The sequence below is a fragment of the Actinosynnema sp. NPDC049800 genome (assembly GCF_040656635.1).
Taxonomy (GTDB): domain Bacteria; phylum Actinomycetota; class Actinomycetes; order Mycobacteriales; family Pseudonocardiaceae; genus Actinosynnema.
In genome coordinates, this window is record NZ_JBFAMT010000006.1 from 52,851 (window position 1) to 78,157 (window position 25,307).

Below are 25,307 nucleotides of genomic sequence, written 5' to 3' on the forward strand. Positions count from 1 at the left end.
CGGGCACCGGTGGCTCCCGTGTTTGCGCCGTTCGAGGCCGGTCCCTCCCACGCCCACTACCCTTCTCACCCGTTAGTGGCACACAGAGCAACAATCGGTAGTGGTTGCTCGCCACAAACGTGACGAGCGTCACCCATTAACGCCCATGCCTTGCCTCCGCAAAACACGAACGGTTACGTTCTCGGCCGCAGATCACGGTTCCATCACCGAAGGGACACGGGCCCGACATCCCCCGATACGGCCCAAGTCCACCTGGATCCCCCGCCAGGTCTCCGGTGACGGAGTTCCCCGACCGCAGGAGGCTGCACCCTTGGCTCGGCACGTCCGTCACAAGAACAAACGTGGGCAGACCACCTTCCAGGTACCCCCGCCGCCGCCCGGCTACAAGGGCGCGCACCGGGCCGAGGCCGAGCGGGTGCTCCCGCGACGCATCGCCGGTGTCGCGGTGGCCGTCGGCATCGTCTCCGGCGCCGGAGCGGCGGCGCACGCGATGACCGGGACGTTCAGCCCGGTGGCCGGTGGCGCGGACCTCGGCGGCGTGCCGGACGAGACGGTGCGCACCGGCAAGGTCGACACGGTGCACGCCGTGGACCTCGGCTCGGAGACCGCCCGGATCATCCGCCAGGAGCAACTGGCCGCGCTGCACACGTTCAACCAGGCCAGCGGCATCGCGCAGGACGGCTACACGGCCCGCAAGGCGGCCGAGGAGCAGGCGGCGCGCGAAGCCCGCGAGGCCGAGGAGGCGCGCAAGCCGCCGAAGCAGCGCCAGGTCGAGGGCTGGATCCGCGAGGCGATCGCCGTCCTGGCCGCCAACGGCACCGCGATCGACGAGAGCAGCGTCGACGAGATCTACACGATCATCATCAAGGAGTCCAACGGCAACCCGAACGCCGTCAACACCTGGGACTCCAACGCCGCCCGCGGCACACCCTCCAAGGGCCTGATGCAGTGCATCGACCCGACGTTCCAGTCCTACAAGCTGGCCGGGTACGACGACATCTACGCGCCGGTCGACAACATCATCGCGGGCGTCCGCTACACCTACGCGCGCTACGGCGGCTTCGCCCGCCACCCCGGGCTCGTCGGCATCAACGCCGGCACCGGGTACGTCGGGTACTGAGCGGGTCGAGCCGGTCGCCGTCCCGGTGGGACGGGTCACGCCGACGCACCGCGACGAACGGGTGCACGAGAGCCGCGGCCGACCGCCGTGCGCGGCGACCGGTTCGACGAACGCCTGGTCCGACGAACGCCCGAGCCGCGGGCCGTCGCGGTGACCGGACGTTCCCGATCGGCTCCCGCGTCGCGCCGGGTCACCCGACCGACCCGGCTCAGGGGCCCTCTGGCCGAGGACCCCTGACCGAACCTCAGCCCAGGCGGAAGTCGGCGACCCGGATCGGCGACGGCGTGGTGCCGCTGGAGCGCTGTTGGTACTGCACCGACAGCACGCCGTCCGCGGCCAGCCTGGACGTGTCGACGTTGACCTCGCCGAACGCGTTCATCGACGACCGGTCGAAGACCAGGGTCCAGTCGGTCCACCCACTGGCCTTGCTCGCCGACACGATCCGGCCGCGCGGCATCACCAGGTAGGCGTTGTCGGCGCGGTCGAAGACGAGCTTCGTCCTCTGGGTGCTGCCCGGCGCCACCGGCACCTCGCGCTTGGTCCACGTGCCGTTCGAGTTGCGCACCACGTGGAACGTCCGCCCGTACTGGGTGCGCTGCTGCGAGTAGTTCGAGACGCACTGCGTGAACCGGCCAGGCACGTAGCTGATCACCACGTGGGGCGTGCCCGCCGAGTCCGCGTTCTGGCCCTCCTGGTTCATCAGGCCGTGGTTCGGGTCCAACGGGTCCGCGACCAGGCCCGGCGAGGTCACCGACACCCGCGTGCCGCCCGTCGTGCCGACGACCGCGCCCGCCCCGTTGCGCCAGGTCCGACCGCGGTCGTCGCTGTAGACGTAACCGGTGTCGTGGTTGGTCAGGCCGCCCGGGCTGCACAGCACGCCCGAGTTGCCCTCGCGCCAGGTGAACGCCGCGTGCAGCCGACCGCGCCGGTCGTAGGTCAGGCCGTGCAGGTACATGTTGCGGGTCGTGGACACGACACCGTTCGGCCCCTGGTAGTTGCCGGTGGCCGACGACCACCCGCCCAGCCGCCGCCACGCGCCGCCGGTGTACTCGGCCAGCTCGTTCACGCCGTTGCCCGACCTGCCGGTGCGGAAGCTGAACTGCAACGCGCCCTCGGGCGTGACGACGAACTGCGGGTACGTCATGTTGCCGAGCTCCACCCCGCCCAGGGTCCGCTGCACGGCGCCGAACACCGACGGCGACCAGGCGTGCGAACCGGGCTGCGAGGCGAGCCCGGCGACCGACTTCGAGTAGTACAGCCGCGTGTCGTGGGTGTCCATCGCGACGTGCAGCGTGCCGTCCTGGGGCGAGATGCCCAGCGAGATCACGTTGTGCGAGTCGTCGGCGCTCAGCCGGTGCGGCAGCACCGCCTTCTCCCAACTGCCGCCCAACGCCCGCCGCGCGATCACGGCGTTGCGCGTGGAGGTGTACCAGGCCGCGTACTGGTGGCCGTTGTAGGTGACCAGCGCGTCCTGGAACGCGTTGTTGTTGACCAGGCCGTCGTAGGACACGAAGTACAGCGCCGACTGGTCGAGCAGCGTGTCGGACAGCAGGGTGACGCCCGGCGCGGCCTGCGCCACGCCGGGCTGGACCAGGGACGCGGCCAGCACGATGGCCGCCGCGAGTGGTGCCTTCCTCATTGAAGACCTCGGGGATCGGTTGTCGGTGACGACGGCGGACCACGACTGTGACACAAGGCTGAAACGTTTCACAAGAAGTGGTCCACCGGGTGCCGATCACCCACCCGCGGTCGGGCCGCGCGGAAGCCTGTCGGCGGACGTGTCAGGGGCGCAGGCCGGCGCGCACGACGAGCGCGTCGTGGTCGGTGTGCGTGGTCGGCTCGATCTCCAGCACGGGCGCGGCGAGGGTGCCGTAGGCGTGCTGGATGCCGGGCGCCTGCGTGGCGGCGGCGTCGGTCAGCGTCCAGTGACCCCGCGGCGCGCAGGAGGCACGCCGGTTGACGTCGCCGGCGAAGAGGGTCGGTCGCCCGCGGGAGGCGAGCACCCCGGTCAGCTCGGCGCACTGGACCGCGTTGGGGGTGCCGGGCGCCTCGCCGCCGGTGGACAGGTGGGTGGTGCACACGTCCACGCGGCGGGCGGTCGTCACGCACAGCCAGCGCCGTTGCTCAACCCCGTTGAACACCGAGAACGGCGCGTCCTCGGCGGCGTGGATCGCCTCCTTGGTCAGCACGGCGTTGCCGAACACGCCCCGGCCCTCCGGCGACTTGCAGGCCAGCGGGGCGCCGCGGTAGATCACCGTCGCGAAGCGGTGGTGGTAACCGGTGCGCGCGGCGATCTCGGCCACGTCACCGCTGCACGCCTCGTTGAGGGTGACCGCGTTGACGTCGTTGGCCTCGATGCGGGCGACCACCTCGGCCACGATCTTCGGGTACTCGGTCCTGGCGTAGCAGCCGGCGTACCCGCTGGAGCAGACATTCATGTGCAGCAAGGAGTAGGGCGGGCGCGCGCCCGGCCCGTCGGCCTCGGCCACCCCGGGTGACAGCAGGCCGATGGCCACCAGGCAGGCGAGCAGTGCGGCGCGCGAGCGCGCGGTGCGTCGTGGGATCACAGCGGGATTGTGCGGACCGCGCACCGGGATCCCGAAGGCCCTTCGGCAACTGTTCACCGCGGCGCACGCCGCCGGTCAGCGCCCGGTCGTCATCGGGGCGCCCACGGACGGGTCCTTGGTGTTGACGAGGTAGTCGGTGGGCGGCAGGGAACCGTCCGGGGCCCGGGGGCCTTCGGCGGTGGTCGCGTCCAGGCTGCGCAGCACGTGGGTGCCCCAGTCGGGCAGGTCCCAGGTGTTGCCGTCGGCGGGGACCCGGCGGGCGGGGACGACCTGCTCGCGGTTGCCGAAGGAGAAGTTGCGGCGCACCGCGGAGTCCGAGGAGCCCAGGGCGAAGCCGTCGCCGGCGTTGCGCAGGGCGCTGTTGCCGGTGAACGCCTTGGGCGTCGAGCCGCCGGCCGCGAAGCCGTCGCCGTTGTTCTTCCACGCGGCGCTGCGGGTGACGACGTGCGCGCCCAGCTCGCCGAGGTCGAAGCCGCGGCCCGAGCCGCCGACCGAGGGCAGGGACCAGCGGTTGACGCCGTTGCCCCAGGACCAGGTCGAGTCCACGGTGACCGGGTCGGTGAAGCCGTCGACCACCAGCCCGTCGTCGACGTTGTGGAACGTCCGGCAGCCGCGCACCACGTTGCCCGCGCCCGAACCGGGACCGAGGACCAGCCCGTCCGCGTCACGGCCCGCCGGGTCGTGGTTGTCGTGGAAGTCGCTGTCGAGCACCTGGTTGTCGGCGGTGTCGGGTCCGTGCAGGTGCAGCCCGGAGCCGAGGTTGCCGTGCACCGACAGGCCCTGGAACACCGTGGCGCGGCACGACCGGCACGAGTACGCGACGCCCGGCGCGCCGGTGATCTCCAGCCCCCGCACGACCCAGTGCGCGGCTTGCTGCGTGACGAACGGCCCGCCGCCGCGCACCAAACCGCCGTCCAGGACGGCGTGCTCCCCCGCCGCGCTCATCAGCGTGATGGGCTGGTCGGGCGTGCCGCTGGTGGTGATCTCCACCGGGGAGGCCGGGCGGTGCGTGCCGCCGCGCAGGTAGATCGTCTGACCGGGCCGCACCACGGACACCGCGTGGCCCAGCGAGGCGAACGGCTCGGCCTCGGTGCCCGCGCCGGCGTCGCTGCCGCCCGGTGCGACGTAGAGCGCCACCGGGACGTCCGTGACCACCGCCGACGTCGTGGTCGCGGTGGCCGGCCCGGTCGTCGCGGCCGCCGTGGTCGAGAGGGTGGGCAGGGCGATCTCCTCGCGCCGCTCGTCCGGCGGCGTCGGCGTGACCCACACCGTCAACGCCACGGCCGTGCCGCCGACGATGGGCACGGCGGCCAGGACCGGTTTCGTCCACACCAGGTCGAAGAACCGCCGCACCGCCTCGACCACGCCGGCGTGCGCGGGCACGTGCGGCAGCACCGACGGCACCGCCAGCAGGCCGATGCCCAGCGCCAGCTGGTCGGACGAGGTCCGCGGGACGCCGACCGCCGCGCACACGGCGCAGCCGCGCACGTGGCGGGCCAGGCGCTTGAGCCACCGCCGCTCGGGGACGCCGGCCCAGCCCCGGCCGGTGTCGGCCAAGCCGGGGCACCGCGGTGTGGCCCGCCACGCGCGCAGCACGGTGCGGGCGGTCAGCAGCCGTTCCTTCACGCGCCGCACCCGCACCGCGGCGTGCGCGGGGCTGACCGACAGCGCCTCGGCCACCTCGGCCCTGGTCAGCTCCCCGTTGACCTCCTGCCACCACAGCGCCAGCACGCGTTGCTCGTCCGGCTCGAGCCACCGGGTCGCGGCGAGCATGTCCCGCCGCTCCTGCTGCGCCATCACCCGGTCGACCGCGTCGTCGGCGACCCGCGCGCCGAGGTCGGAGGGGTCCGCGAGGCCGTCGAGCGGCAGTCGGCGCGCGAGCGCGGCACGGCGGCCCCGGGCGTGGTTGCGGACCTGCCGGATGGCGGTGGTGACGACCCACGCGCGGAACCGCTCCGGGTCGTCGAGCGCGGGCAGGCCCCGCACCACCCGCAGCATCGTCTCCTGCACCACGTCGTCCGCCTCCGGGTCGCCGGGCAGCGCGCGGTGGACCACGTTGGCGACCAGGGGCAGGTAGGCCGCGAGCAGGTCGTCCAGCGCGCGCCGGTCACCGGACCTGGCCGCCGCGACCACCTCGGCGTCGACCGTCGTGCGCACTCGTGGCCTCCCCTCGACCGGCCGCACGCTGCGCGCGCGACGCGGGCGCAAGAGGCTCGCACAGGTGGTGAAACGTTGTAAAGATCGTCGAACCGTTCGACGCCCCGGCCCGTGCCGCTCGTCCGAACGAGTGAACCCGGCCCGTTTCTGTTATCGCTAACAAGCCGCTGTGTCTGTGCACCGGAGCCTCGTCCCCGGTCGGGACGGGGCCTCACCGTCATCGATGCCGGTCCGAGGAAGGAACCCCCTGTGCAGGGCAGCAGAAGTGAAGGAGCCGACGGCGTTCGGCGGACGTGGTGGCCGGTGTGGTCGCCGGTGGTCGCCGTGCTGGCGTTGGCCCTCGGCGCGACGGTCCTGACGTCGCCCTCCGCCACCGCGGCCACCCCCGTGGCCAACACCACCTACACGGTCGCGGTGAAGAACAGCGGCAAGTGCCTCGACGTGCCCTACGGCGAACCCGTCGACGAACTCAAAGTCCAGCAGTGGACCTGCTCCAACGGCACCATGCAGCAATGGACCCTCCGCGACGCCGGGTCCGGCCTGTTCACCATGACCAACGTCGCCAGCGGCAAGTGCCTCGACATCCCCCACGGCGAAGCCACCCTGTTCCTCCAAGCCCAGCAATACACCTGCTGGGACGGCCAGATGCAGAAATGGCGCCTCACCCCCTCCGGCACCGGCACCTACCAGATCACCAACGCCCAAACCGGACTCTGCCTCGCCAACAAGGACGCCGCCCAGGACAACGGCATCGCCATCGTCCAGGAAACCTGCACCGCCAACAGCAACAAGCAATGGCTCTTCACCCCGGTCGGCTCGACCGCGCAGCCGACCGTGGCCGCGGACGGCACGGGCCGGTACCGGACGGTGCAGGAGGCGGTCAACGCCGCGCCGACCAACAGCTCCGCCCGGACCGTGATCACCATCAAGGCGGGCACGTACCGCCAGGTCGTGACGGTGCCCTCGACCAAGACCAACATCACGTTCCAGGGCCTGGGCTCGTCGCCGTCGCAGACCGTGCTGGTGTTCAACAACAGCGCCTACACGCACGGAACGTTCAACAGCGCCAGTGTGTTCGTGCAAGGCAAGGGCTTCGAGGCGCACAACCTGACGATCTCGAACGACTTCGACGAGAACTCGACGTCGAGCGGTCACCAGGCGGTGGCGCTGCACCTCAACGCCGACCGCGCGGTGTTCAAGAACGTCCGGCTGCTCGGCGACCAGGACACCTTCCTGGTCAACGACAACACCCGCGCCTACATGGCGGACTCCTACGTCGAGGGCACCGTCGACTTCATCTTCGGCGGCGGCACCATGGTCTTCCACCGCACCACCGCGCACGAGAAGCGCACCAGCGGCGGGCCGATCACCGCGGCCAGCACCCCGGCGGCGAAGAAGTACGGCTTCCTGTTCTACCGGTCGACCGTCACCGGCACGGCGAACAACGTCACGCAGCTGGGCCGCCCGTGGCGCCCGGACGCGCAGGTGCTGTACCGGGAGTCGACCCTGAACGCGACCGTGAAGACGGCGCAGCCGTGGACCGACATGTCCGGCAACTCGTGGAAGAACGCGCGGTTCCTCGAATACCGCAACACCGGCTCGGGCTCGGGGGTCAACAGCAACCGGCCGCAGCTGTCGGACGCCCAGGCGGCCGAGTACACCCCGCAGAAGTACCTCGCGGGCAGCGACGGCTGGAACCCCGTGAGCTGACGTCGACCACCACCCCTCCGTTCCCCACAGAAGGACTACCGATGCGCAAGAAGATCCTCGCGCTGCTCGCGGCCTCGGTCGCGGTGGCGGGCGCGGTCGTCGTGGGCGGATCGTCCGCCCAGGCCGCCGTGCCGGGCGCGAACACCACCTACACGGTCGCGGTGAAGAACAGCGGCAAGTGCCTCACGTGCCCTACGGCGAACCCGTCGACGAACTCAAAGTCCAGCAGTGGACCTGCTCCAACGGCACCATGCAGCAATGGACCCTCCGCGACGCCGGGTCCGGCCTGTTCACCATGACCAACGTCGCCAGCGGGAAATGCCTCGACATCCCCCACGGCGAAGCCACCCTGTTCCTCCAAGCCCAGCAATACACCTGCTGGGACGGCCAGATGCAGAAATGGCGCCTCACCCCCTCCGGCACCGGCACCTACCAGATCATCAACGCCCAAACCGGACTCTGCCTCGCCAACAAGGACGCCGCCCAGGACAACGGCATCGCCATCGTCCAGGAAACCTGCACCGCCAACAGCAACAAGCAATGGCTCTTCACCCCGGTGGGCGGCCGGTCCTGGTCCGACACCGCCGACGGGTTCGCCACCGGGACCACCGGCGGCGCGGGCGGCCAGACGGTGACCGCGACGAACTACGCCGACCTGGTGCGGTACGCCGGGTCGAGCACCGCCCACACCATCCGGGTCGACCGGGCGATCACCGTGACCCCGTACGGCACCGAGATCAAGGTCGCCTCCAACAAGACGATCATCGGCGTCGGCACGGCCGGCCAGATCGTGAACGGCGGGTTCAACCTCAACGGCGTGTCCAACGTGATCATCCGGAACCTGACCATCCGCGACACCCGGATGAGCGATGACGACCCGGGGGACGACGGGTACGACTACGACGGCATCCAGGTCGACGCCTCCCGCAACGTCTGGATCGACCACAACACCATCCTGCGCATGAACGACGGCCTCGTGGACCTGCGCAAGGACAGCACCAACGTGACGGTGTCGTGGAACCGCCTCGGCGAGAACAACAAGGCCTTCGGCATCGGCTGGACGACCAACGTCACCGCGCGCATGACCATCCACCACAACTGGATGCACAACAACAACTCGCGCAACCCCAGCACCGACAACGTGGCCAACGCCCACCTCTACAACAACTACCTGCAGAACATCACCGGCTACGGCAACTACGCCCGCGGCAGCACGAAGATGGTCATCGAGAACTCCTACTACGACTCGGTGAAGGACCCGTACTACCGCGACGACGCCGCCCAGCTGCGCCAGTCCGGCAGCATCGTGGTCAACTCGACGGGTCAGCGGGAGACCGGCGGCTCCGCCTTCGACCCGCGGTCGTTCTACCCCTACACCCTCGACGCGGCCGGGGACGTGCCGAACCTGGTGCGCACCTACGCCGGTCCGCAGGCCACCATCGGCCGGTGACCCCGCGCCGGGCGGGCCGGCCCTCCGCCCCCGGCCCGCTCGGCGATCGGCCCGCCCGCAGCACCCCTCGCACCGGCGCGCAACCGCCTGTCGGCCGTACCCGAGCGATGCTCAGTCGGCTGAACGATTGATTGCCTGCTGGTCCTCGCGCCACCACGATGGGGTCGAGCCGAACGTGAAGGGGTGTCCTGGTGGGGCGATACCGGTTGCACGTCAACGGCGAGCGGCGGGACGTGGACGTTCCCGGGCAGACGCCGCTGTTGTGGGCGTTGCGGGAACAGCTGGGCGTGCTCGGACCCAAGTACGGCTGCGGGGTCGGTGCGTGCGGCGCCTGCACGTCCCTTGTGGACGGTCAGGCGGCACGGCCCTGCATCACGCCCGTCAGCGAGGCGCAGGGCAAGCGCGTCACCACCATCGAGGGCCTGTCGGAGGACGGCGACCACCCGGTGCAGCGGGCGTGGCTGGAGCTGAACGTCGCGCAGTGCGGCTACTGCCAGGCCGGCCAGATCATGTCGACGGTCGCGCTGCTGGCCGCCAACCCAGACCCGGACGACGCCGAGATCGACGCCGCCCTGCGCGACAACGTGTGCCGCTGCGGCACCTACACGCGGGTGCGGGCGGCCGTCCGACGTGCCGCCCGACTGGCTTCGGAGCAGCAGCGACCGACCACCGGGGATGAGCGATGAAGATCAGCCGGCGCACGTTCCTGGGTGGCGTGCTGGTCGTCTCCGTCCCGGTCGCGCTGCCCGGTCCGGCCGAGGCGGTCGAGGAGTTCGCGCCCAACGTCTTCGTCCGGTTGGACGACCGCGGCCGGATCACCGCGACCGCGCCCAAGCCCGACTCCGGGCAGGGCGTGCGCACCGTGGTCGCCCTGCTGGTCGCCGAGGAGCTGGCGGTCGGCCTGGACGACGTCCGGCTGGAGCAGGCGCACGGCGACACGGCCCGGTTCGGCTCGCAGGGCGTCGGCAACTCCTTCTCCGCCCGGCAGCTCTACGAGCCGATGCGCCGTGCCGCCGCGACCGCACGTTGCCTGCTGGTCGCGGCCGCCGCGCAACGGTGGGGCGTGCCGGTCGAGGAGTGCGCCGCCCGGGACGGCGCGGTCCACCACGGGCGGCGCGTGCTGCGGTACGGGAGCCTGGTGCGGGACGCGGCGGCGTTGGACCCGGCGACCGTGCCCGTGACGACGACGCCGCCGCAGCGGTGGCGCCTGCTCGGCCGCACGCGGGCCGGCGGGGTGGACGCGAAGGCGATCGTGACCGGCCGGGCCCGGTACGGCATCGACACCCGGCCGCCGGGCGCGCTGGTCGCCGTCGTGCTCCGCCCGCAGTGGATCGGAGCGCTGGTCGACGCGGTCGACGACAGCGCGGCCCGAGCGGTGCCGGGAGTGGTCGCGGTGACGGCGCTGGACCCGGCGACGTCCGGCCAGGGCGGGGTCGCGGTGATCGCCCGGTCGATGCCCGAGGCGCTGCGCGGGCGGGAGGCGCTGCGCGTGACGTGGCGCGGCGGCACGCCGACCGCGGACAGCAGGCAGTGGCTCGCGGACCTGGAGGCCGCGCTGCCCGCCGTGCCGACCGCGCCGGGCCCGGTGGCGTTCGAGGCCACCTACAAGCTGCCGCTGCTGGCGCACGCGCCGATGGAACCGATGAACGCCACCGCGCACCTCACCGACACCGGCCTCACCGTGTGGACGCCGACGCAGGACCCGGGCTCGTTGCGGCAGGCCCTGGCCGGTCAGCTCGGGCTCGACCCGGCGACCGTGCGGGTCGAGCCCACGTTGAGCGGCGGCGCGTTCGGCCGGCGCATCGAGTCCGACCCGGTGCTGGAGGCCGTCGCCTGCTCACGGGTGGCGGGCGCGCCGGTGAGCGTGCTGTGGACCCGTGACGACGACATGCGGCACGACTCGTACCGACCGATGTCGGTGCACCGGCTGTCCGCGGTCCTCGACGCGTCGGGCGTGCCGACGTGGCGGGCGCACGGCATCGCGACCTGGCCGCTGACCGTCCTGCCGTTCTTCAACAACCCCGCCATCGTCAAGGCCAGCGGCGACCACTTCCCGTACTCGGTGCCCGGCCGGGTGGACGTGGCCCTGCGGGAAGCGCCGCTGCGCACCGGGTTCTGGCGCGCGGTCTACGCCGGGCACTTCCAGTACGCCGAGGAGAACTTCCTGAGCGAACTCGGCCACCGCGCCGGGCTCGACCAGGTCGACCTGCGACGCCGACTGCTGCCCGCCGACTCGCGGCTGCGACGGGCGCTGGACGCGGCGGCGGCCCGCGCGGGCGCCGTCCGACCGGGCTCCACCCGGGGAGTCGCGTGCCACGACGACTACGGCTCGGTGATCGCGGTGATCGCCGACGCCGCCGAGGGCAAGGTCCGCCGCGTCACCGCGGCCGTCGACGTGGGCCCGGTGCTGCACCCGTCCGGGGTGCGCGCGCAGGTCGAGGGCGGCGTGATGGACGCGTTGTCCACGGTGTCGGGCGCGCAGATCACCGTGCGGGACGGGCGGGTCGTGCAGTCGTCGTTCCGGGACTACGCGTGGGCGCGCATCGACCAGGCGCCGGACGTCGACGTGGTGCTCGTGCGGTCGGACGCGCCCATCGGCGGCCTGGGCGAACTGGCCTTCCCGCCCGCGGCGGCGGCGATCGCGTCCGCCACCGGGCGGCCCGTCACCGGCATGCCGGTGAACGCGGAGGTGGGCTGAACCGCGGCTCGCCGAAAATCCGGTGGTGCCGCGGGGAGGCCCACCTACTCTCTGCGCCATGGACATGGTGGACCTGTGGCGCCCGACCGGACGTGCCGAGCTGGACCTCGTCGCGGCGGCGGGGTGGCGGGCGTGGCCGCCGCGGCTGCCCGACCAGCCGATCTTCTACCCGGTGGCGAACCGCTGGTACGCCACCAAGATCGCGCGCGAGTGGAACGTGCCCGACAAGGGCGTCGGTTTCGTCACGCGGTTCCGCGTGCGGCGCGACTTCCTCGACCGGTACCCCGTGCAGCAGGCCGGCGGGCGTGACGTGCTGGAGCACTGGGTGCCCGCCGAGGACCTGGAGGAGTTCAACGCCAACATCGTCGGCGAGATCGTGTGCGAGGCCGAGTACCGGGGCCCGGTGGCGGACGAGGAGTTCGACCGCGCCGAGGCCGCGCTGGGACGTCCGCTGCCGGCCGCGTGGCGGCGCTACCTCCAGGGCGAGTCGTGGTTCCGAAGTGGGTGGCGTGGCGACACGTTCGTCACCCTCTACCCGCCAAGCGAGACGCTGGCGGCCACCGAGCACGCGGGCGCGGCGGTCATCGGCGACGACGGCGCACGGGGACGGCTCGCGTTCGACCTGACCGCGGACCCCGCTCCCGTGTCGCTGCTGGGGGCCAGGTCGGACGCCGTGCCGGTGGCGCCGGACGCCGACGCGTTCACCGCGCGGGTGGAGTCCGGCGACCTCTCCTGGTGACCGCGCACGAGCCGCCGGTAGTGCATTCGGGTGGCCGAACACCCTTCCAAAAGACGCTGACCGCACCGTGACGGGTGGCTAGCGTCGAGGCGTCGGGGGCTTCGTCACCTTCCGGTTCCACCGCCACCGCGGGTCTGCGACGCCCCCGGACCGCGCGATCCTCGCGCGCGCCGAATCCGGGAGGTACGTGTGTTCAGACCACGAAAGCGCGGTAAAGCCCTGGGAGCCGCCGTCCTGGCGTTGGGGCTCGTCGCCGCACCGACCACGGGGGTGGCCGGTGCGGACACCGCGGGCGCGGAGCCCGCGGCGGGCATCCAGCCGCGGACCGTCACCCTCGTCACCGGCGACCGGGTCGTGGTGACCGGCGAGGCGGTCGGGTCGCTGCGGCCCGGTCCGGGTCGCGACGACGTCACCTTCCACTCGACCTATCGGGACGGTCGGCTCAACGTCGTCCCCGAAGACGCGCTCAAGGGCATCGCCGCGGGCAAGCTCGACCCGCGGCTGTTCGACGTGACGGGCCTGATCGAGGCCGGCTACGACGACGCGGGCAGCGACCACGTGCCGCTCATCGTCACCGGCACGCCGACCACCGGGCTGCGCTCCGCCCGCGCGCTGCCCGGCGCCGTCGCCACCCTGGCGCCCAAGGCGGACGCCGGGGCCGTGTTCCGCGACCTGCTCGCCGACCCCGGCGTCACCAGGGTGTGGCTCGACGGCGTGCTGCGCCCGTCCCTCGACCGCTCGACCGCCCAGATCGGCGCGCCGACCGCGTGGCAGGCGGGCCTGACCGGCAAGGGCGTCCGGGTCGCCGTGCTCGACGGCGGCGTCGACGGCGAGCACCCCGACCTCAGGGGCAAGGAGGTCGCCGAGCGCAACTTCACCGCCGACCCGGACACCACCGACCGCACCGGGCACGGCACGCACGTCGCCGCGACCATCGCCAGCGGCAACCGGACCTACCGGGGTGTCGCGCCCGACGCCCGCATCCTCGACGGCAAGGTCTGCGGTGACAACGGCTGCCCCGAGTCCTCGATCCTGGCCGGCGTGCAGTGGGCCGTCGACGAGGGCGCGGACGTCGTCAACCTCAGCCTCGGCGGCTACGACTCACCGGGCGTCGACCCCCTCGAGGAGGCGATCAACCAGCTGACAGAGAAGACCGGCACCCTGTTCGTCGTCGCCGCGGGCAACGGCGGGCGGTCCAAGTCGATCGACTCGCCGGGCAGCGCCGACGCCGCGCTCACCGTCGGCGCGGTCCGGCACGACGACGACCTCGCCCACTTCTCCAGCCGCGGCCCGCGCAACGGCGACGACGCGGTGAAACCCGACATCACCGCGCCCGGCCTGAACATCGTCGCCGCCAAGGCCGCCGAGGGCACCCTCGGCACCCCCGTCGGCAGGCGGCACGCGGCCCTGTCCGGCACCTCGATGGCCACACCGCACGTCGCGGGGGCGGCCGCCCTGCTCGCCCAGCAGCACCCCGACTGGACCGGCGCGCAGCTCAAGGCCGTCCTGATGGCCTCCGCCAAGCCGAACCCGGGGCTGTCCGTGTTCGACCAGGGCACCGGCCGGGTGGACCTGCCGCGCGCGATCACGGCGAACGTCGGCGCCACGCCGGTGAGCGTCACGTTCGAAGAGCAGCTGTGGCCCCACCACGACGACACCCCCGTCACCAAGACCGTCACCTACCGCAACAGCGGTTCCGAGGCCGTCACGTTCGACCTCACCGCCGAGCTCCGCGGCCCGAACGGCGCCGCCGCGCCCGCCGGCCTGCTCACCGTGGCCCCGGCGAAGGTCACCGTGCCCGCGGGCGGCACGACCGCCGTGGCCGTCACGGCGGACACCAGGGTCGGCACGCTCGACGGCGTCTACTCCGGCGCGCTGGTCGGCGGACCGACCCGCGTCCCGGTCAGCCTCGCCCGCGAGGTCGAGAGCTACGACATCGCGATCGAGAACATCGACGCCGACGGCAACCCGGCCCTGGACAACTCGACCGCGCTCGTCGGCATGGACAACGACGTCTACGAGACCTTGTACGGCCCCGACGGCACCGCTACCGCACGCGTGCCCAAGGGCGAGTACATGGCGCGGGCGGTCATCCGCTCCTGGCCCAAGACCTGGGTGCTCGCCCGGCCGACCCTGACCGTCGACGCCGAGCGCACCCGCTACACCTTCGACGCCCGCGTCGCGAAACCGGTGCAGGTCACCGCGCCCGATCCCACCGCGGCGCCGATGATCGGCGACATCAACGTGTCCCGGCTCCTCAACGGCAGGCGCGTCGTGCTCAACACGGCGTTCCTCGGCGGTTTCGGGGACATGGCGCTCGGTCACGTCGGCCCGACCCTGACCGACCAGGAGCTGACCGTCTCGATCGGCGCGCAGTTCCAGAGCCCGCCGGTCGACGGCACGCCGACGCACTACCGGTTCCGCTGGATGGAGCAGGGCGCGGTGCCCACCGGGTACACCCGCGCGCCGACCAAGGCCGAGCTGGCCGAGGTGCGGACCACGTTCGCGCCCGGCCCGGCCGACCGCCAGTACCTGCACAGCGGCAACGCCAGCCCGCCGGACGGCTCGGGCGGCTGGTCGGTGGGCCTGCCCGTGCCCTCGGGCGGCGCGGTGGTCGACCTGGTCACGCCCGACCGGCTCACCTGGAGCTGGGGCTTCCAGCGGCTGTCGCCGCAGTACCGGACCGAGGCCGACTACTCCTCGTTCAACCGCACCTACCGGCTGGGCGAGAAGCACACGGAGCGGTTCGGGCACCCGGTGCTCGGGCCCGGCCTGTCCGGCTACTCGGCCACCTACCTCGGCGTGCACGAGGACCGCGTCACGGCGCAGGTCCCGCTGATCAACGACCGCGACGGCAACCTCGGCCGCGGCAGCCACGAGTCCGCGCGCACCTCGGTGTACCGGGACGGGCGGCTGGTCGGCCAGATCCGCGACCAGTGGGGCGAGTTCACCGTGCCGGAGGGCGAGGGCCGGTACCGGGTGGAGCACGACGTGGTCCGCGATCCGACGGCGCACGAGCTGACCACGCGGGTCAGCGGCGCGTGGACGTTCCGGATGGCGACCCTGCCCGACGGGCACGGCCGCCGGCTGCCGATGTCGGTGGTGCGGTTCAACCCGGAGCTGGACGCGGCCGGCGGCACGCCCGCCGGACGGCTGCTGAGCGTGCCGCTGGTGGTGGAGCAGCAGGACGGCGCGGACAACGGCGAGGTGGGCCAGGTCCGGGTGGACGTGTCGTTCGACGACGGCAAGACCTGGCGGCGCGTGCCGGTGGCAGGAGGGGCGGCCCTCGTGCGGCACCCCGACGCGGCCGGGTACGTCTCGCTCAAGGCGTCCGGCGCCGACAGCGACGGCAACACGTTCGAGCACACCGTGATCCGCGCTTACAAGATCACCCGCGGGTAGCGCCCCGCGCTGACGCCCCGGGTCGGTCGACCACCGGCCCGGGGCGTCGGCCAGGCGGGAGGGTCAGCCCCAGACCGGGAGCCACGCCTGCCAGCGGTCCTCCTCGCAGGAGTTGCGGCGGTTGAACTCGGCGGCCACCTCGACCCCGAACAGCAGGCCGCTCACCTTGGCGTACTCCGGCCCGAAGACGCGGTCGTAGCAGTGCGCCGTCGGCGGTGGCGGCTTGATCGTGCCCGGCGACTTCCGGATCGCCTCGCACGCCGCCTTGGGCTGCGGGTGCGTGCCGCCGTCCGGGTCGCAGGTGAGGCGGAACTCCCGGACGACCGGCGTCAACCGGCCGTACACGGAGATCGTGAGGTGGGTGGTCGGGTCGGCGGTCGGGGCCGCGGTCGCGGCGGGTGCGAGCACCGCGGCGAGAGCGGTCACGACGGACAGCAGGGACAGCGCCCCGCGGAGCGAGCTGATGACGGACACGTCGGTCTCCTCCAACTGATCTGCGTTGACCAAGGTGGAACCCGGTACGGGCGGCGGCGGTGCCCGCACCAGTAAACCACCTGTCCACTGTGGACGGACTTCGGCAGGCCGCAGGGCCCCGCCCACCCCCGCCGGCCCGCGTGCCGCCGCCGCCGGGCACCATCTGGGTCGACCCCGGACGACGATCGAGGACGACCGACGATGACCCTGGCGCACGCGACGCTGACCGAGAGCTGGCGGAAGACCGGCGTCACCGAGGGCATGACGCTGATCGTGCACTCGTCGCTGTCCGCGCTGGGCCCGGTGGACGGCGGCGCGCCCGCCGTGGTCGACAGCCTGCTCACGGCCGTCGGACCCGCCGGCACGGTCGTCGTCCCGGCGTTCACGCCGCAGGTCGCCGACCCGGAACCGCACCGCCGTGGCGTGCCCGACGAGGACCTGCGGGCCCGGCGCGCCGCCGTGCCGCTGTTCCACCCCGGTCTGCCCAGCCCGATGGGCGCGATCGCGGAGGCGCTGCGCACCCGCCCGGACAGCGCGCGCAGCACCCACCCGCAGGCGTCGGTCGCCGCCGTCGGCAGGCACGCGCGGGACGTCGTGGCGCACCAGCCGCTGAACTTCGCGCTGGGCGCGGACTCGCCGTTCGGCCGGCTGCACGACCTCGACGCGCGCATCCTGCTGATCGGCGTGCGGCACAACCGCGACAGCTTCCTGCACCACGCCGAGACCCTGACCCCTCGGCCGAGGCTGAAGCTGCGCCGGTTCCCGACCCTGGTGGCCGGCGAGCGGGTGTGGCTGGAGGCGTTGGACGTGGGCGACGACAACAACACCCACTTCCCCACCGTCGGCGACGAGTTCGAGCGGCGGGCGGGCGTCGAGCGGACCGAGGTGGGCCGGGCGTCCTGCGTGCTGATCCCCGCGCGGCCGTTCGTGGAGTTCGCGGTCGGACGGCTCACCGAACTGCTGGCCGGCGTGCCGGCCGCCCGGTAGCGCCGCACCTCGGCACGGTCAGGCGCGGTCGAGGACCACCGTGTGGTCGACCCGGTCCCTTGGTGGCGCGCCAAGCCGCCACCGCGCGGACGTGGCGGTCAGGTTCACCGTCACCGAGTCCGCCGACACCCGGTCCACCGCGCCGACCCAGTGCGCGTTGCGCGTGACCAGGTCCGCCACGAGCGCGCCGTCGGGTTCCGCCACGGCGTCGTCCAGCGCGGTGCCGGCCAGGAGCGCGAGGAGCCGGCCCAGCACCGCGGCGGGCAGGGCCGGATCGGTCGACTCCAGGGCCACGTAGCAGTCGTCGTGGCCGGAGAACCACACGCGCGAACCGACGAGGGCGGGCAGCACCGGGTCGTGGTGGGCGGCGGTGCCGAGGGCGAGGGCGATCTCGTCCAGCCGCTCGGCGCTCGGCGGGGCGGGCAGGTCGACCAGGGTCAGCTCGTACGGCGACCACCCGGCGAGGAAGCGGGGCAGGTCGTCACGCCGCAGCACGAGGACCTCCTCGCTGAGGCCGACCACGCCCGACGCCAGAGTCCCCAACTGGTGCGCCCGCCCGTCGACGCCCTGCTCGGCCGCGATGCGCGACGGCGGCCACTGCCGGTACTCATCGTCCAGGAAGCTGGTAGTCGCCAGGTCGACGACCACGATCGTCTCGTTCGCCGCGGCCACGAAGAGGTCGGCAAGCTCGGCGGCCGTCGCCGCGGTCGCGTCGAGGCGCCAGGAGCCGTCGACCTCGCGAGCGCTGAAGCTCAACGGGAACGGCGTGCCGCCGAACCCGAGGCGGTTCACCCCGAACGCGCTGTCACGCACGATCACCGCCCGGCAGGGACCCCGCGAGCGCGGTGACGGCCGGGTGCCACTCGCGCCCCGGCGGGCCGCTGACCACCAGCCGGCGCACCACCCGCGGCCGCAACGGCACCAGCGCCAGCCCCGGCACCAGCATCGACGCCACCAGGCCGGGCACGATCGAGACGCCGACACCGGCCCGCACCATGGCCAGCAGCGTCCCCAGCTCGCGCACCCGGTGCAGCGGGTCGAACGGCAGGCCCGCGTGCACCTGCCGCACGTGCCGCTCGCACCCGCCGCACGAGAGCAGGAACGGGTCGTCCGCCAGGTCCGCCACGTGCACCTCGCCGACACCGGCCAACGGGTGGTCGGTGCGCAGCAGGGCGTGGAACGCGTCCTCGCCCACCGGCACGCCGTGACCGGGCGGCGGGTCGACCACGACGGCCATCTCCACCGTGCCGTTGGCCAGCCACTCGGCCACCTCGTCGTCCTCGCCCTCGAACACCCGCACCCGCACGTGCGGGAACTCCGCCTCCCACCGGGACATCAGGTCCGGCAGCAGCCCCTGGCACACGGTCGGCGGCGCGGCCAGCTTGATCGTGCCGCGAGCCGCCCCACCGTGCCGCGCGGCCAGGTCCGTGATCGCCACCGAGGCGGCCACCGCGGCACGGGCGTGCGCCACGACCTCCGCGCCGAACGCCGTCGGCCGCGGCCTGCCGCGCCGGACCAGCACCGGGTGGCCGAGGGTGCGTTCCAGCGCGGCCACGGCGTGCGACACGGCGGACTGCGTGAGGCCCAACGCGTCGGCGGCCGTGCCGAAACCGCCCTCGTCCACGACGGCGAGGAACGCGCGGAGCTGCGCGAGGTTCAGGGCCATGAACAACTCTCATGGGTTGGCGGACGTGACTTGTTGGACTCATCATCGCAGGTGCGGAGATCCTCACCCGGTGCAGACGTCCGGGAAGTTCGTGCTGCTGTCCGTGATCTGGGGCGGCAGCTTCGCGTTGATCAAGGTGGCGGTGGACGCGGGCGTGCCCGCGGTGTGGGTGGCGTTGTCCCGCTGCCTGTTCGGCGCGCTCACGCTGTGGGCGATCTGCCTGGCGCAGGGCGCGGCCGTGCCGCGGGACCGGCGCACGTGGGGCCACGCGGCGGTGGTCGCGCTGCTGCTCAACGCGGTGCCGTTCACGCTGCTGGCGCACGGCGAGACGCAGGTCAGCTCGGTGCTGGCCGGTGTCTTCAACGCCACCACGCCGTTGATGACGCTGGTGTTCGTGCTGCTGATCGTGCCGGGCGAGCGGACGACGGGGACGCGGGTCGCCGGGCTGCTGGTCGGCTTCACGGGCGTGCTCGTGGTGCTGGGCGCGTGGCGCGGGTTGGCGGGCGGTGTGCTCGAAGGCAGCCTCGCCTGCCTGGCCGCGACCGCGTGCTACGGCGCGGGTTTCGCCTACACCCGCCGGTTCTTCTCCGGTGGCGACCACAGCGCGAGCGCGTTGTCGGCCGTGCAGATCACCTGCGCGACGCTGCAACTGGCGCTGGTCGCGCCCGCCTCGGGCGGCTTGCCGTCGTGGCCGGGGATGTCGGCGGCGGTGGCGCTGGTCGTGCTCGGCGCGGCGGGGACGGGCCTGGCGTACGTGCTCAACCTGGACGTGATCCGGGCGGCCGGGCCGGCGGTGGCGTCGACCGTCACCTACGTCGCGCCGCTGTGGTCGACGGCGATCGGCGCGGTGCTGCTCGGCGAGCCGGTGGGGTGGACCACGCTGGTCGGCGGCGTGGTCGTGATCGGTGGTGTGCTGCTGGCCCGATCCCGGCCGAATGTGAGGATCACTGCATGAACGCGATCTACGTCTTCGTGCCGGGCTCCAACAGCAACTCGTTCCACTGGTCACCCCTGCTCCGCGAACTCACCCTGCTCGGCCGCCGCGCGCTCGCCGTCGACCTGCCCGGACACGGCTTCGACGCCCCGTTCTCCCCGTCGTACCAAGCACCTCAGGACCTGGCCGCGCTGGCCACCGCGCCGTCCGGGCTCGCCGGCGCGAGCCACGCCGACAACGTCGCGCACGTGATCGACGTGGTGCGGCGCGCGGGCGAGCACGGCCCGGTGGTCCTCGTCGGGCACAGCCGGGGCGGGATGACCGTGACCGGCGTGGCGAACGCCGTGCCCGACCTGCTGCACCGGGTCGTGTACGTGTCCGCGTGGTGCTGCGTCGACGTGACCGCGGGCGGGTACATGGAGGGGCCGGAGTGGGCGTCGAGCGCGCTCAACGACCTCCCGGGCCTGCTCGCGGGCAATCCGGCCGACCTCGGCGCGCTCCGGATGAACTGGCGCACCGCCGACCCGGACCTGCTGGCCAAGCTCAAGGCCGCGATGCTGGCCGACGGCACGGACGCGGAGTTCCTGGCGGCGCTGAACACCCTGGAGCCGGACGAGAGCCTGGACGGCGGCAGCGACCGCGTCGACCCGGCGGCCTGGGCCCGCCTGCCGCACACCTACGTCCGGCTCGCCGACGACCGCTCGGTCCCGGTCGGGCTGCAGGACCGGTTCATCCGCGAGGCCGACGCGCTGCTCCCGGACAACCCGTTCGACGTGCACACCCTCGACACCAGCCACATGGGCTTCCTGGTCCGCCCCCGGCGCGCGGCGGAACTGCTCGCCGGACTCGCGTAGTCCCGGTCCGCCGCCAGAATCCCGGTTTGTCGAGTTATTGCGTGACGCTGCTCACTTCTTGCATGCTGATGCCGTCCCTCCAACGAAGGAGCGTGCGGTGCCCCTGTCACGCAGGACATTCCTCGGGTCGGCCCTGGCCGCCTCCGCCCTGACCACCACCACGTCGACCCCGGCGGGCGCGGCCAGCCCGCCGGGCGACGTGGTCGGCAAGATCACCGTCGGCTACCAGGGCTGGTTCGCCGCCCGGGGCGACAACTCGCCGATCGACGGCTGGTGGCACTGGAGCGACAACTGGGGTCAGCCGCCGTCGCCGACCAACCACGCGCTCATGTCGTGGCCGGACATGACGGACTACGCGAACAAGTACCCGACGGCGTTCGGCGCCCTGGGGAACGGTCAACCGGCGACCGTGTTCTCCAACCACGACTACCAGACCGTGGACGTGCACTTCCGCTGGATGCGCGAGTACGGCTGCGACACCGCCGCCCTCCAGCGGTTCAACCCGACCGGCGGCGAGGGCCCGATCCGCGACGCCGTCACCGCGCACGTCCGGCGGGCCGCCGAGGCGCACGGCGTGAAGTTCTACCTCATGTACGACGTCACGAACTGGACGAACATGCAGTCGGAGATCAAGGCCGACTGGACGGCGAAGATGAGCGCCTACACCTCGTCCCCCATGTACGCGCGCCAGAACGGCAAGCCGGTGGTCTGCGTCTGGGGCTTCGGCTTCAACGACCCCGGCCGCCCGTTCACCCCGCAGCAGTGCCAGGACGTGGTCGACTGGTTCAAGGGCCAGGGCGTGTACCTGATCGGCGGCGTGCCGACGCACTGGCGGCGCGAGATCGAGGACTCCCGCCCCGGGTTCGCGCAGGTCTACCGCAGCTTCGACATGCTCTCGCCGTGGATGGTCGGCCGGATCGGGACCGTGGCCGACGCCGACCACTTCCACGCCAACGTGAACTCGCCGGACCTGGCGGAGTGCGCCCGGCTCGGCATCGACTACCAGCCGTGCGTGCTGCCCGGCGACCTGTCCCGGCGGCACCGGGCGCACGGCGACTTCATGTGGCGGCAGTTCTACAACATGTGCCGCCTCGGCGTGCAGGGCATCTACATCTCGATGTTCGACGAGTACAACGAGGCCAACCAGATCGCCAAGACGCCGGAGACGCAGGCGGGCATCCCGGTCGGCTCGGGCTTCCTCGCCCTGGACGAGGACGGCACGCGGTGCTCGTCGGACTACTACCTGCGGCTCACCGGCGACGGCGGCCGGATGCTGAAGGGCCAACTCGCGTTGACGTCCCTGCGCCCGACCAAGCCGATGCTCACCGACACACCGCCCGTCGAGCGCGACCTGGCGGCGGGCAGGCCGACCACGCAGAGCAGCCAGACCCAGCACTACGGCAGCCACTTCGCGGTGGACGCCGACCCGCACAGCTACTGGGAGAGCGCGAACGGCGCGTTCCCGCAGTGGATCGGGGTCGACCTGGGCGCGGTGGCCGCGCCGCGCCGGATGGTGCTGAGCCTGCCGCCGAACCCGGCTTGGGGACGCCGCACGCAGACCATCGCGGTGGAGGCGAGCACGGACGGCTCGGCGTTCACGACGGTGGTCGGCGCGGCCGGCCACGTGTTCGACCCGGCCACCGGCAACGCGGTCACCCTCGCGCTGCCCGCCGGGGTGAGCGCCCGGCACGTGCGGCTGCGGTTCAGCGGCAACACGGGCTGGCCGGCCGGGCAGCTGGCCCGGTGGCAGGTCTTCGGCTGAGCGCCTGGGAGCGCTCCCACGGTACGCTGCCGCGCATGACGAGCGTTCTGGTCACGGGTTCGGCGGACGGCATCGGTCGGGAGACGGCGGCGACGCTGGTCTCGCTCGGGCACCGGGTGGTGCTGCACGCGCGCGACGAGGCGCGGGCCGGGCAGGCGCTGGCCGCCGTGCCGGGCGCGGCCGGCGTGCTGGTGGGCGACCTCGCGTCGCTGGCCCGGACCAGGGAGCTGGCGGCGGCGGCCTCCGCCGAGCCCTTCGACGTGGTGATCCACAACGCGGGGCTGGGCGGCGGCCTGCCCGAGCGGACGGTCACCGAGGACGGCCTGGAGCTGTTGTTCCAGGTCAACGTGCTGGCGCCGTACCTGCTCACGGCCCTGATGCCCCGGCCGCGGCGGCTGGTCTACCTGACGTCGGGCCTGGAGTCGCAGGGCGTGGCGGACCTGGACGACCTCCAGCACGAGCGCGGCCCGTGGCACGGCATGCAGGCCTACTCGGACTCCAAGCTGCTGGACGTGGTGCTGGCGTTCGCGGTGGCCCGGCGGTGGCCGGACGTGCTCAGCAACGCCGTCGACCCGGGCTGGATCAAGACCAAGCTGGGCGGCCCGAACGCCACCGACGACCTGCCGACGGGCGCCGACACCCAGGTGTGGCTCGCGACGAGCGACGAGCCGGCCGCCACCGTCACCGGCCGCTACTTCAAGTGGCGCGAGGACCTGCGGGCCAACCCCGCCGCCTACGACGTGGCGATCCAGGAACGCCTGCTCGGCGCCTGCGCGGAGCTCACCGGCGTCGCGCTGACCTGATCACGGCGTCGCCACGACCGGGGTGAAGCCTCCTCGACCAGGTCCGCGAGTCGTGCGGCAGCCAGTCCACTCGCGCACCACCGCCGTGCCGAGCAGCCACGGCGAGAGCACCGGGTGGTGGCCGGGGCGCCGATCGCCCAGCCCTGCCCACGCCGCGCGGTAGTGGTTGGCCCGGTCGTGCGGCCCTTCCGCGGAGCCTGCCGAAAAGGACCCGTCACCGCCGGGCCGGGTTGCCTACGATCCCGGCGTGCCAAGACCGCCGCGGACCGTGCTGTCCGCGTTCGGCGTGACGGCCGAGCCCGTCGTGCTGCCCGGCGGCCGGGGCGGCACGTGGCGCGCCGGCGGGGTGGTGCTCAAGCCGGTGGACTTCGAGCCCGAGACGCGGTGGCGGTCCGACGTGCTCGCCGCCCTGCCGCCGTCGCCCGCGTTCCGGGTCGCCCCTCCCGTGCGGTCCGCGTCCGGCGACTGGGTGGTCGACGGGTGGGAGGCGTGCCGCTTCGTGGCGGGTGAGCCGGACGTCGGCAGGCCGGACGACGTGCTGCGGGCCGGGATCGCGTTCCACGAGGCCGTGCGCGACGTGTCCCGACCCGCGTACCTCGACCTCCGCGACGACCCCTGGTCGGTCGGCGACCGGGTCGCCTGGGAGGAGTCGCCGGCCGACGTCGGCCCCGCGGCGCTCGACCTGCTGGAACCGCTGCTCGCGGCGCGGGCTCCGGTGGACCTGCCGGCCCAGGTCGTGCACGGCGACCTGGCGGGCAACGTGCTGTTCGCCGCCGGCCTGCCGCCCGCGGTGATCGACTGGCCGCCGTACTGGCGGCCCGCGTCGTGGGCGGCGGCGGTCGCGGTGGTGGACTGCCTGTGCTGGCACGGCGCCCCGCCCGACCTCGCCGACCGGTGGTCGCACCTGCCGGCGTGGGACCAGGTGCTGCTCCGGGCGTTGATCTACCGGATCGTGACCCGGGACCGTGCCGCCGGGGACTGGCCGGCGGACCAGGTCCGCGCCTACCGGCCCGTGATCGACCTGGTGGCGGCCCGGGTCAGCGGGCGAGCATCTCCTCGGTGACCTGCCACAGCCGGGTGGCCGCCTCCGGGTCGAGCGCGTAGGCCGCGACACCGCGGACCAGCGTGTCGCCCCGGCTCGGCAGGGCTTCGGCGCAGTCCTCGAAGTACCGGCCGCCGACGCCCTCCAGCAGCGGTGACGTCGCCAGCAGCACCGAGGTGGCCGCGCCCTGCTCCGGCGTCTTCAGCTGGTAGCCGTCCGCGGCGGCCCGGTCCCTCATCGCCCGCAACTGCTCGCCGTCGACGTGGCGCTGCAGGTTGGTGTCGATCCCGCCGGGCATCAGGGCGTTCACCGTGATGCCGTCGGCCGCCCAGCGCTTGTTCGCCTCCACGGCGAACAGGATGTTCGCGGTCTTCGACTGGCCGTACGCCGTCCACGGGTCGTAGGGGCGCTCGGTGTAGTGGATGTCGTCGAAGACGACCGGCGACATGAGGTGCGCGCTGGAGCTGACGGACACGACCCGTGCGCCCTCCAGGGCCAGGAACCGGTGCAGGCCCGTGGTCAGCGCGAAGTGGCCCAGGTGGTTGGTGGCGAACTGGAGTTCCCAGCCCTCCGGCGTGCGGGTCTCCGGCGCGGCCATCACGCCCGCGTTGGCGACCAGGATGTGGAGGGGGCCGTCCCAGCCGGCGACGAACGCCGCCACGGACGCCTGGTCGGCCAGGTCGAGTCGGGCGACCCGGACGTCGCCGCCGATCTCGTCGGCCACCCGCCGCCCCGCCTCGGTGTCGCGGACCGCCAGGGTGACCTCGGCCCCGGCCGACGCCAGCGCTCGCGCGGTCTCGACGCCGATGCCGGACGCGCCGCCGGTGACCACCGCGCGCTTGCCCGTCAGGTCGATGCCCGCGACGACCTGCGCCGCGGTGGACTCCGCGCCGAACGGCGTGGTGATGTGCTCGCTCATGCCCTGCTCCCCTGTCGTACACT

20 protein-coding genes are annotated in these 25,307 nt (G+C 73.1%); 13 read left to right on the forward strand and 7 right to left on the reverse strand.

Going from position 1 to position 25,307, the window contains the following annotated elements; translation table 11 throughout:
* Positions 1-310: 310 nt before the first annotated feature.
* Positions 311-1,120, forward strand: coding sequence for a transglycosylase SLT domain-containing protein (locus AB0I91_RS10295; RefSeq protein ID WP_498773074.1), 810 nt, complete (start codon positions 311-313; stop codon positions 1,118-1,120).
* Between the two features lie 244 nt (positions 1,121-1,364).
* On the opposite strand, the gene AB0I91_RS10300 is transcribed toward AB0I91_RS10295, so the two are convergent.
* The 3 genes from AB0I91_RS10300 to AB0I91_RS10310 form a co-directional block, all read right to left on the reverse strand.
* Positions 1,365-2,759, reverse strand: coding sequence for a BNR repeat-containing protein (locus AB0I91_RS10300; RefSeq protein WP_499615363.1), 1,395 nt, complete (start codon positions 2,757-2,759; stop codon positions 1,365-1,367).
* A 142-nt stretch (positions 2,760-2,901) separates the two neighbouring features.
* The gene (locus tag AB0I91_RS10305) at positions 2,902-3,687 is read right to left on the reverse strand and encodes an endonuclease/exonuclease/phosphatase family protein (protein WP_498773070.1); all 786 of its coding nucleotides are present in this window, start codon (positions 3,685-3,687) and stop codon (positions 2,902-2,904) included.
* A gap of 75 nt (positions 3,688-3,762) precedes the next feature.
* A complete protein-coding gene (locus tag AB0I91_RS10310; protein ID WP_499636408.1) occupies positions 3,763-5,844 on the reverse strand; it encodes a sigma-70 family RNA polymerase sigma factor in 2,082 nt (693 codons plus the stop codon).
* A 249-nt stretch (positions 5,845-6,093) separates the two neighbouring features.
* Here AB0I91_RS10310 and AB0I91_RS10315 point away from each other — a divergent pair, with 249 nt between their 5' ends.
* The 6 genes from AB0I91_RS10315 to AB0I91_RS10340 all read left to right on the forward strand — a co-directional run bounded on the left by AB0I91_RS10315 (position 6,094) and on the right by AB0I91_RS10340 (position 15,843).
* Complete coding sequence (locus AB0I91_RS10315; RefSeq protein ID WP_499636410.1) at positions 6,094-7,554, forward strand: pectinesterase family protein; 1,461 nt, start codon at positions 6,094-6,096, stop codon at positions 7,552-7,554.
* Positions 7,555-7,741: 187 nt separating this feature from the next.
* The gene (locus AB0I91_RS10320; RefSeq protein WP_499636412.1) at positions 7,742-9,004 is read left to right on the forward strand and encodes an RICIN domain-containing protein; all 1,263 of its coding nucleotides are present in this window, start codon (positions 7,742-7,744) and stop codon (positions 9,002-9,004) included.
* 191 nt (positions 9,005-9,195) lie between these two features.
* Complete coding sequence (locus tag AB0I91_RS10325; protein WP_499636414.1) at positions 9,196-9,690, forward strand: (2Fe-2S)-binding protein; 495 nt, start codon at positions 9,196-9,198, stop codon at positions 9,688-9,690.
* Positions 9,687-11,702: a xanthine dehydrogenase family protein molybdopterin-binding subunit gene (locus AB0I91_RS10330; protein ID WP_499615375.1), complete on the forward strand. Its 2,016-nt coding sequence runs from the start codon at positions 9,687-9,689 to the stop codon at positions 11,700-11,702. The genes AB0I91_RS10325 and AB0I91_RS10330 overlap by 4 nt, the downstream gene beginning before the upstream one ends.
* Before the next feature lie 58 nt (positions 11,703-11,760).
* On the forward strand, positions 11,761-12,441 hold the full coding sequence (locus AB0I91_RS10335; protein ID WP_498773058.1) for a hypothetical protein: 681 nt from the start codon (positions 11,761-11,763) through the stop codon (positions 12,439-12,441).
* Positions 12,442-12,630: 189 nt separating this feature from the next.
* Positions 12,631-15,843: a S8 family serine peptidase gene (locus tag AB0I91_RS10340; RefSeq protein ID WP_499636416.1), complete on the forward strand. Its 3,213-nt coding sequence runs from the start codon at positions 12,631-12,633 to the stop codon at positions 15,841-15,843.
* A 63-nt stretch (positions 15,844-15,906) separates the two neighbouring features.
* On the opposite strand, the gene AB0I91_RS10345 is transcribed toward AB0I91_RS10340, so the two are convergent.
* The gene (locus tag AB0I91_RS10345) at positions 15,907-16,317 is read right to left on the reverse strand and encodes an SSI family serine proteinase inhibitor (protein WP_499617880.1); all 411 of its coding nucleotides are present in this window, start codon (positions 16,315-16,317) and stop codon (positions 15,907-15,909) included.
* A 201-nt stretch (positions 16,318-16,518) separates the two neighbouring features.
* On the opposite strand from AB0I91_RS10345, the gene AB0I91_RS10350 reads away from it, so the two are divergent.
* The gene (locus AB0I91_RS10350) at positions 16,519-17,304 is read left to right on the forward strand and encodes an AAC(3) family N-acetyltransferase (protein ID WP_498773052.1); all 786 of its coding nucleotides are present in this window, start codon (positions 16,519-16,521) and stop codon (positions 17,302-17,304) included.
* 18 nt (positions 17,305-17,322) lie between these two features.
* Here AB0I91_RS10350 and AB0I91_RS10355 read toward each other — a convergent pair whose 3' ends face one another.
* Both AB0I91_RS10355 and AB0I91_RS10360 read right to left on the reverse strand, forming a co-directional pair.
* On the reverse strand, positions 17,323-18,123 hold the full coding sequence (locus AB0I91_RS10355; protein WP_499636418.1) for a hypothetical protein: 801 nt from the start codon (positions 18,121-18,123) through the stop codon (positions 17,323-17,325).
* Positions 18,110-18,970, reverse strand: a complete 861-nt coding sequence (locus tag AB0I91_RS10360) for a LysR family transcriptional regulator (RefSeq protein WP_498773048.1) — start codon at positions 18,968-18,970, stop codon at positions 18,110-18,112. The genes AB0I91_RS10355 and AB0I91_RS10360 overlap by 14 nt, the downstream gene beginning before the upstream one ends.
* Before the next feature lie 70 nt (positions 18,971-19,040).
* On the opposite strand from AB0I91_RS10360, the gene AB0I91_RS10365 reads away from it, so the two are divergent.
* The 5 genes from AB0I91_RS10365 (at position 19,041) to AB0I91_RS10385 (ending at position 24,386) form a co-directional block, all read left to right on the forward strand.
* Positions 19,041-19,925 (forward strand): DMT family transporter, encoded by an 885-nt coding sequence (locus AB0I91_RS10365; protein WP_498773046.1) that lies wholly within the window; start codon positions 19,041-19,043, stop codon positions 19,923-19,925.
* Positions 19,922-20,758, forward strand: a complete 837-nt coding sequence (locus tag AB0I91_RS10370) for an alpha/beta hydrolase (protein WP_499617882.1) — start codon at positions 19,922-19,924, stop codon at positions 20,756-20,758. Before AB0I91_RS10365 ends, AB0I91_RS10370 begins: the two co-directional genes overlap by 4 nt.
* Before the next feature lie 97 nt (positions 20,759-20,855).
* Positions 20,856-22,520 (forward strand): glycoside hydrolase family 99 protein, encoded by a 1,665-nt coding sequence (locus tag AB0I91_RS10375; protein ID WP_499636419.1) that lies wholly within the window; start codon positions 20,856-20,858, stop codon positions 22,518-22,520.
* Between the two features lie 35 nt (positions 22,521-22,555).
* Positions 22,556-23,323: an SDR family NAD(P)-dependent oxidoreductase gene (locus AB0I91_RS10380; RefSeq protein ID WP_498773040.1), complete on the forward strand. Its 768-nt coding sequence runs from the start codon at positions 22,556-22,558 to the stop codon at positions 23,321-23,323.
* Positions 23,324-23,570: 247 nt separating this feature from the next.
* A complete protein-coding gene (locus AB0I91_RS10385; RefSeq protein WP_498773038.1) occupies positions 23,571-24,386 on the forward strand; it encodes a TIGR02569 family protein in 816 nt (271 codons plus the stop codon).
* Here the strand turns inward: AB0I91_RS10385 and AB0I91_RS10390 are convergent.
* Positions 24,361-25,284, reverse strand: a complete 924-nt coding sequence (locus tag AB0I91_RS10390; RefSeq protein ID WP_498773036.1) for an SDR family NAD(P)-dependent oxidoreductase — start codon at positions 25,282-25,284, stop codon at positions 24,361-24,363. The two genes, AB0I91_RS10385 and AB0I91_RS10390, sit on opposite strands and share 26 nt — an antisense overlap.
* Positions 25,285-25,307: the final 23 nt, after the last annotated feature.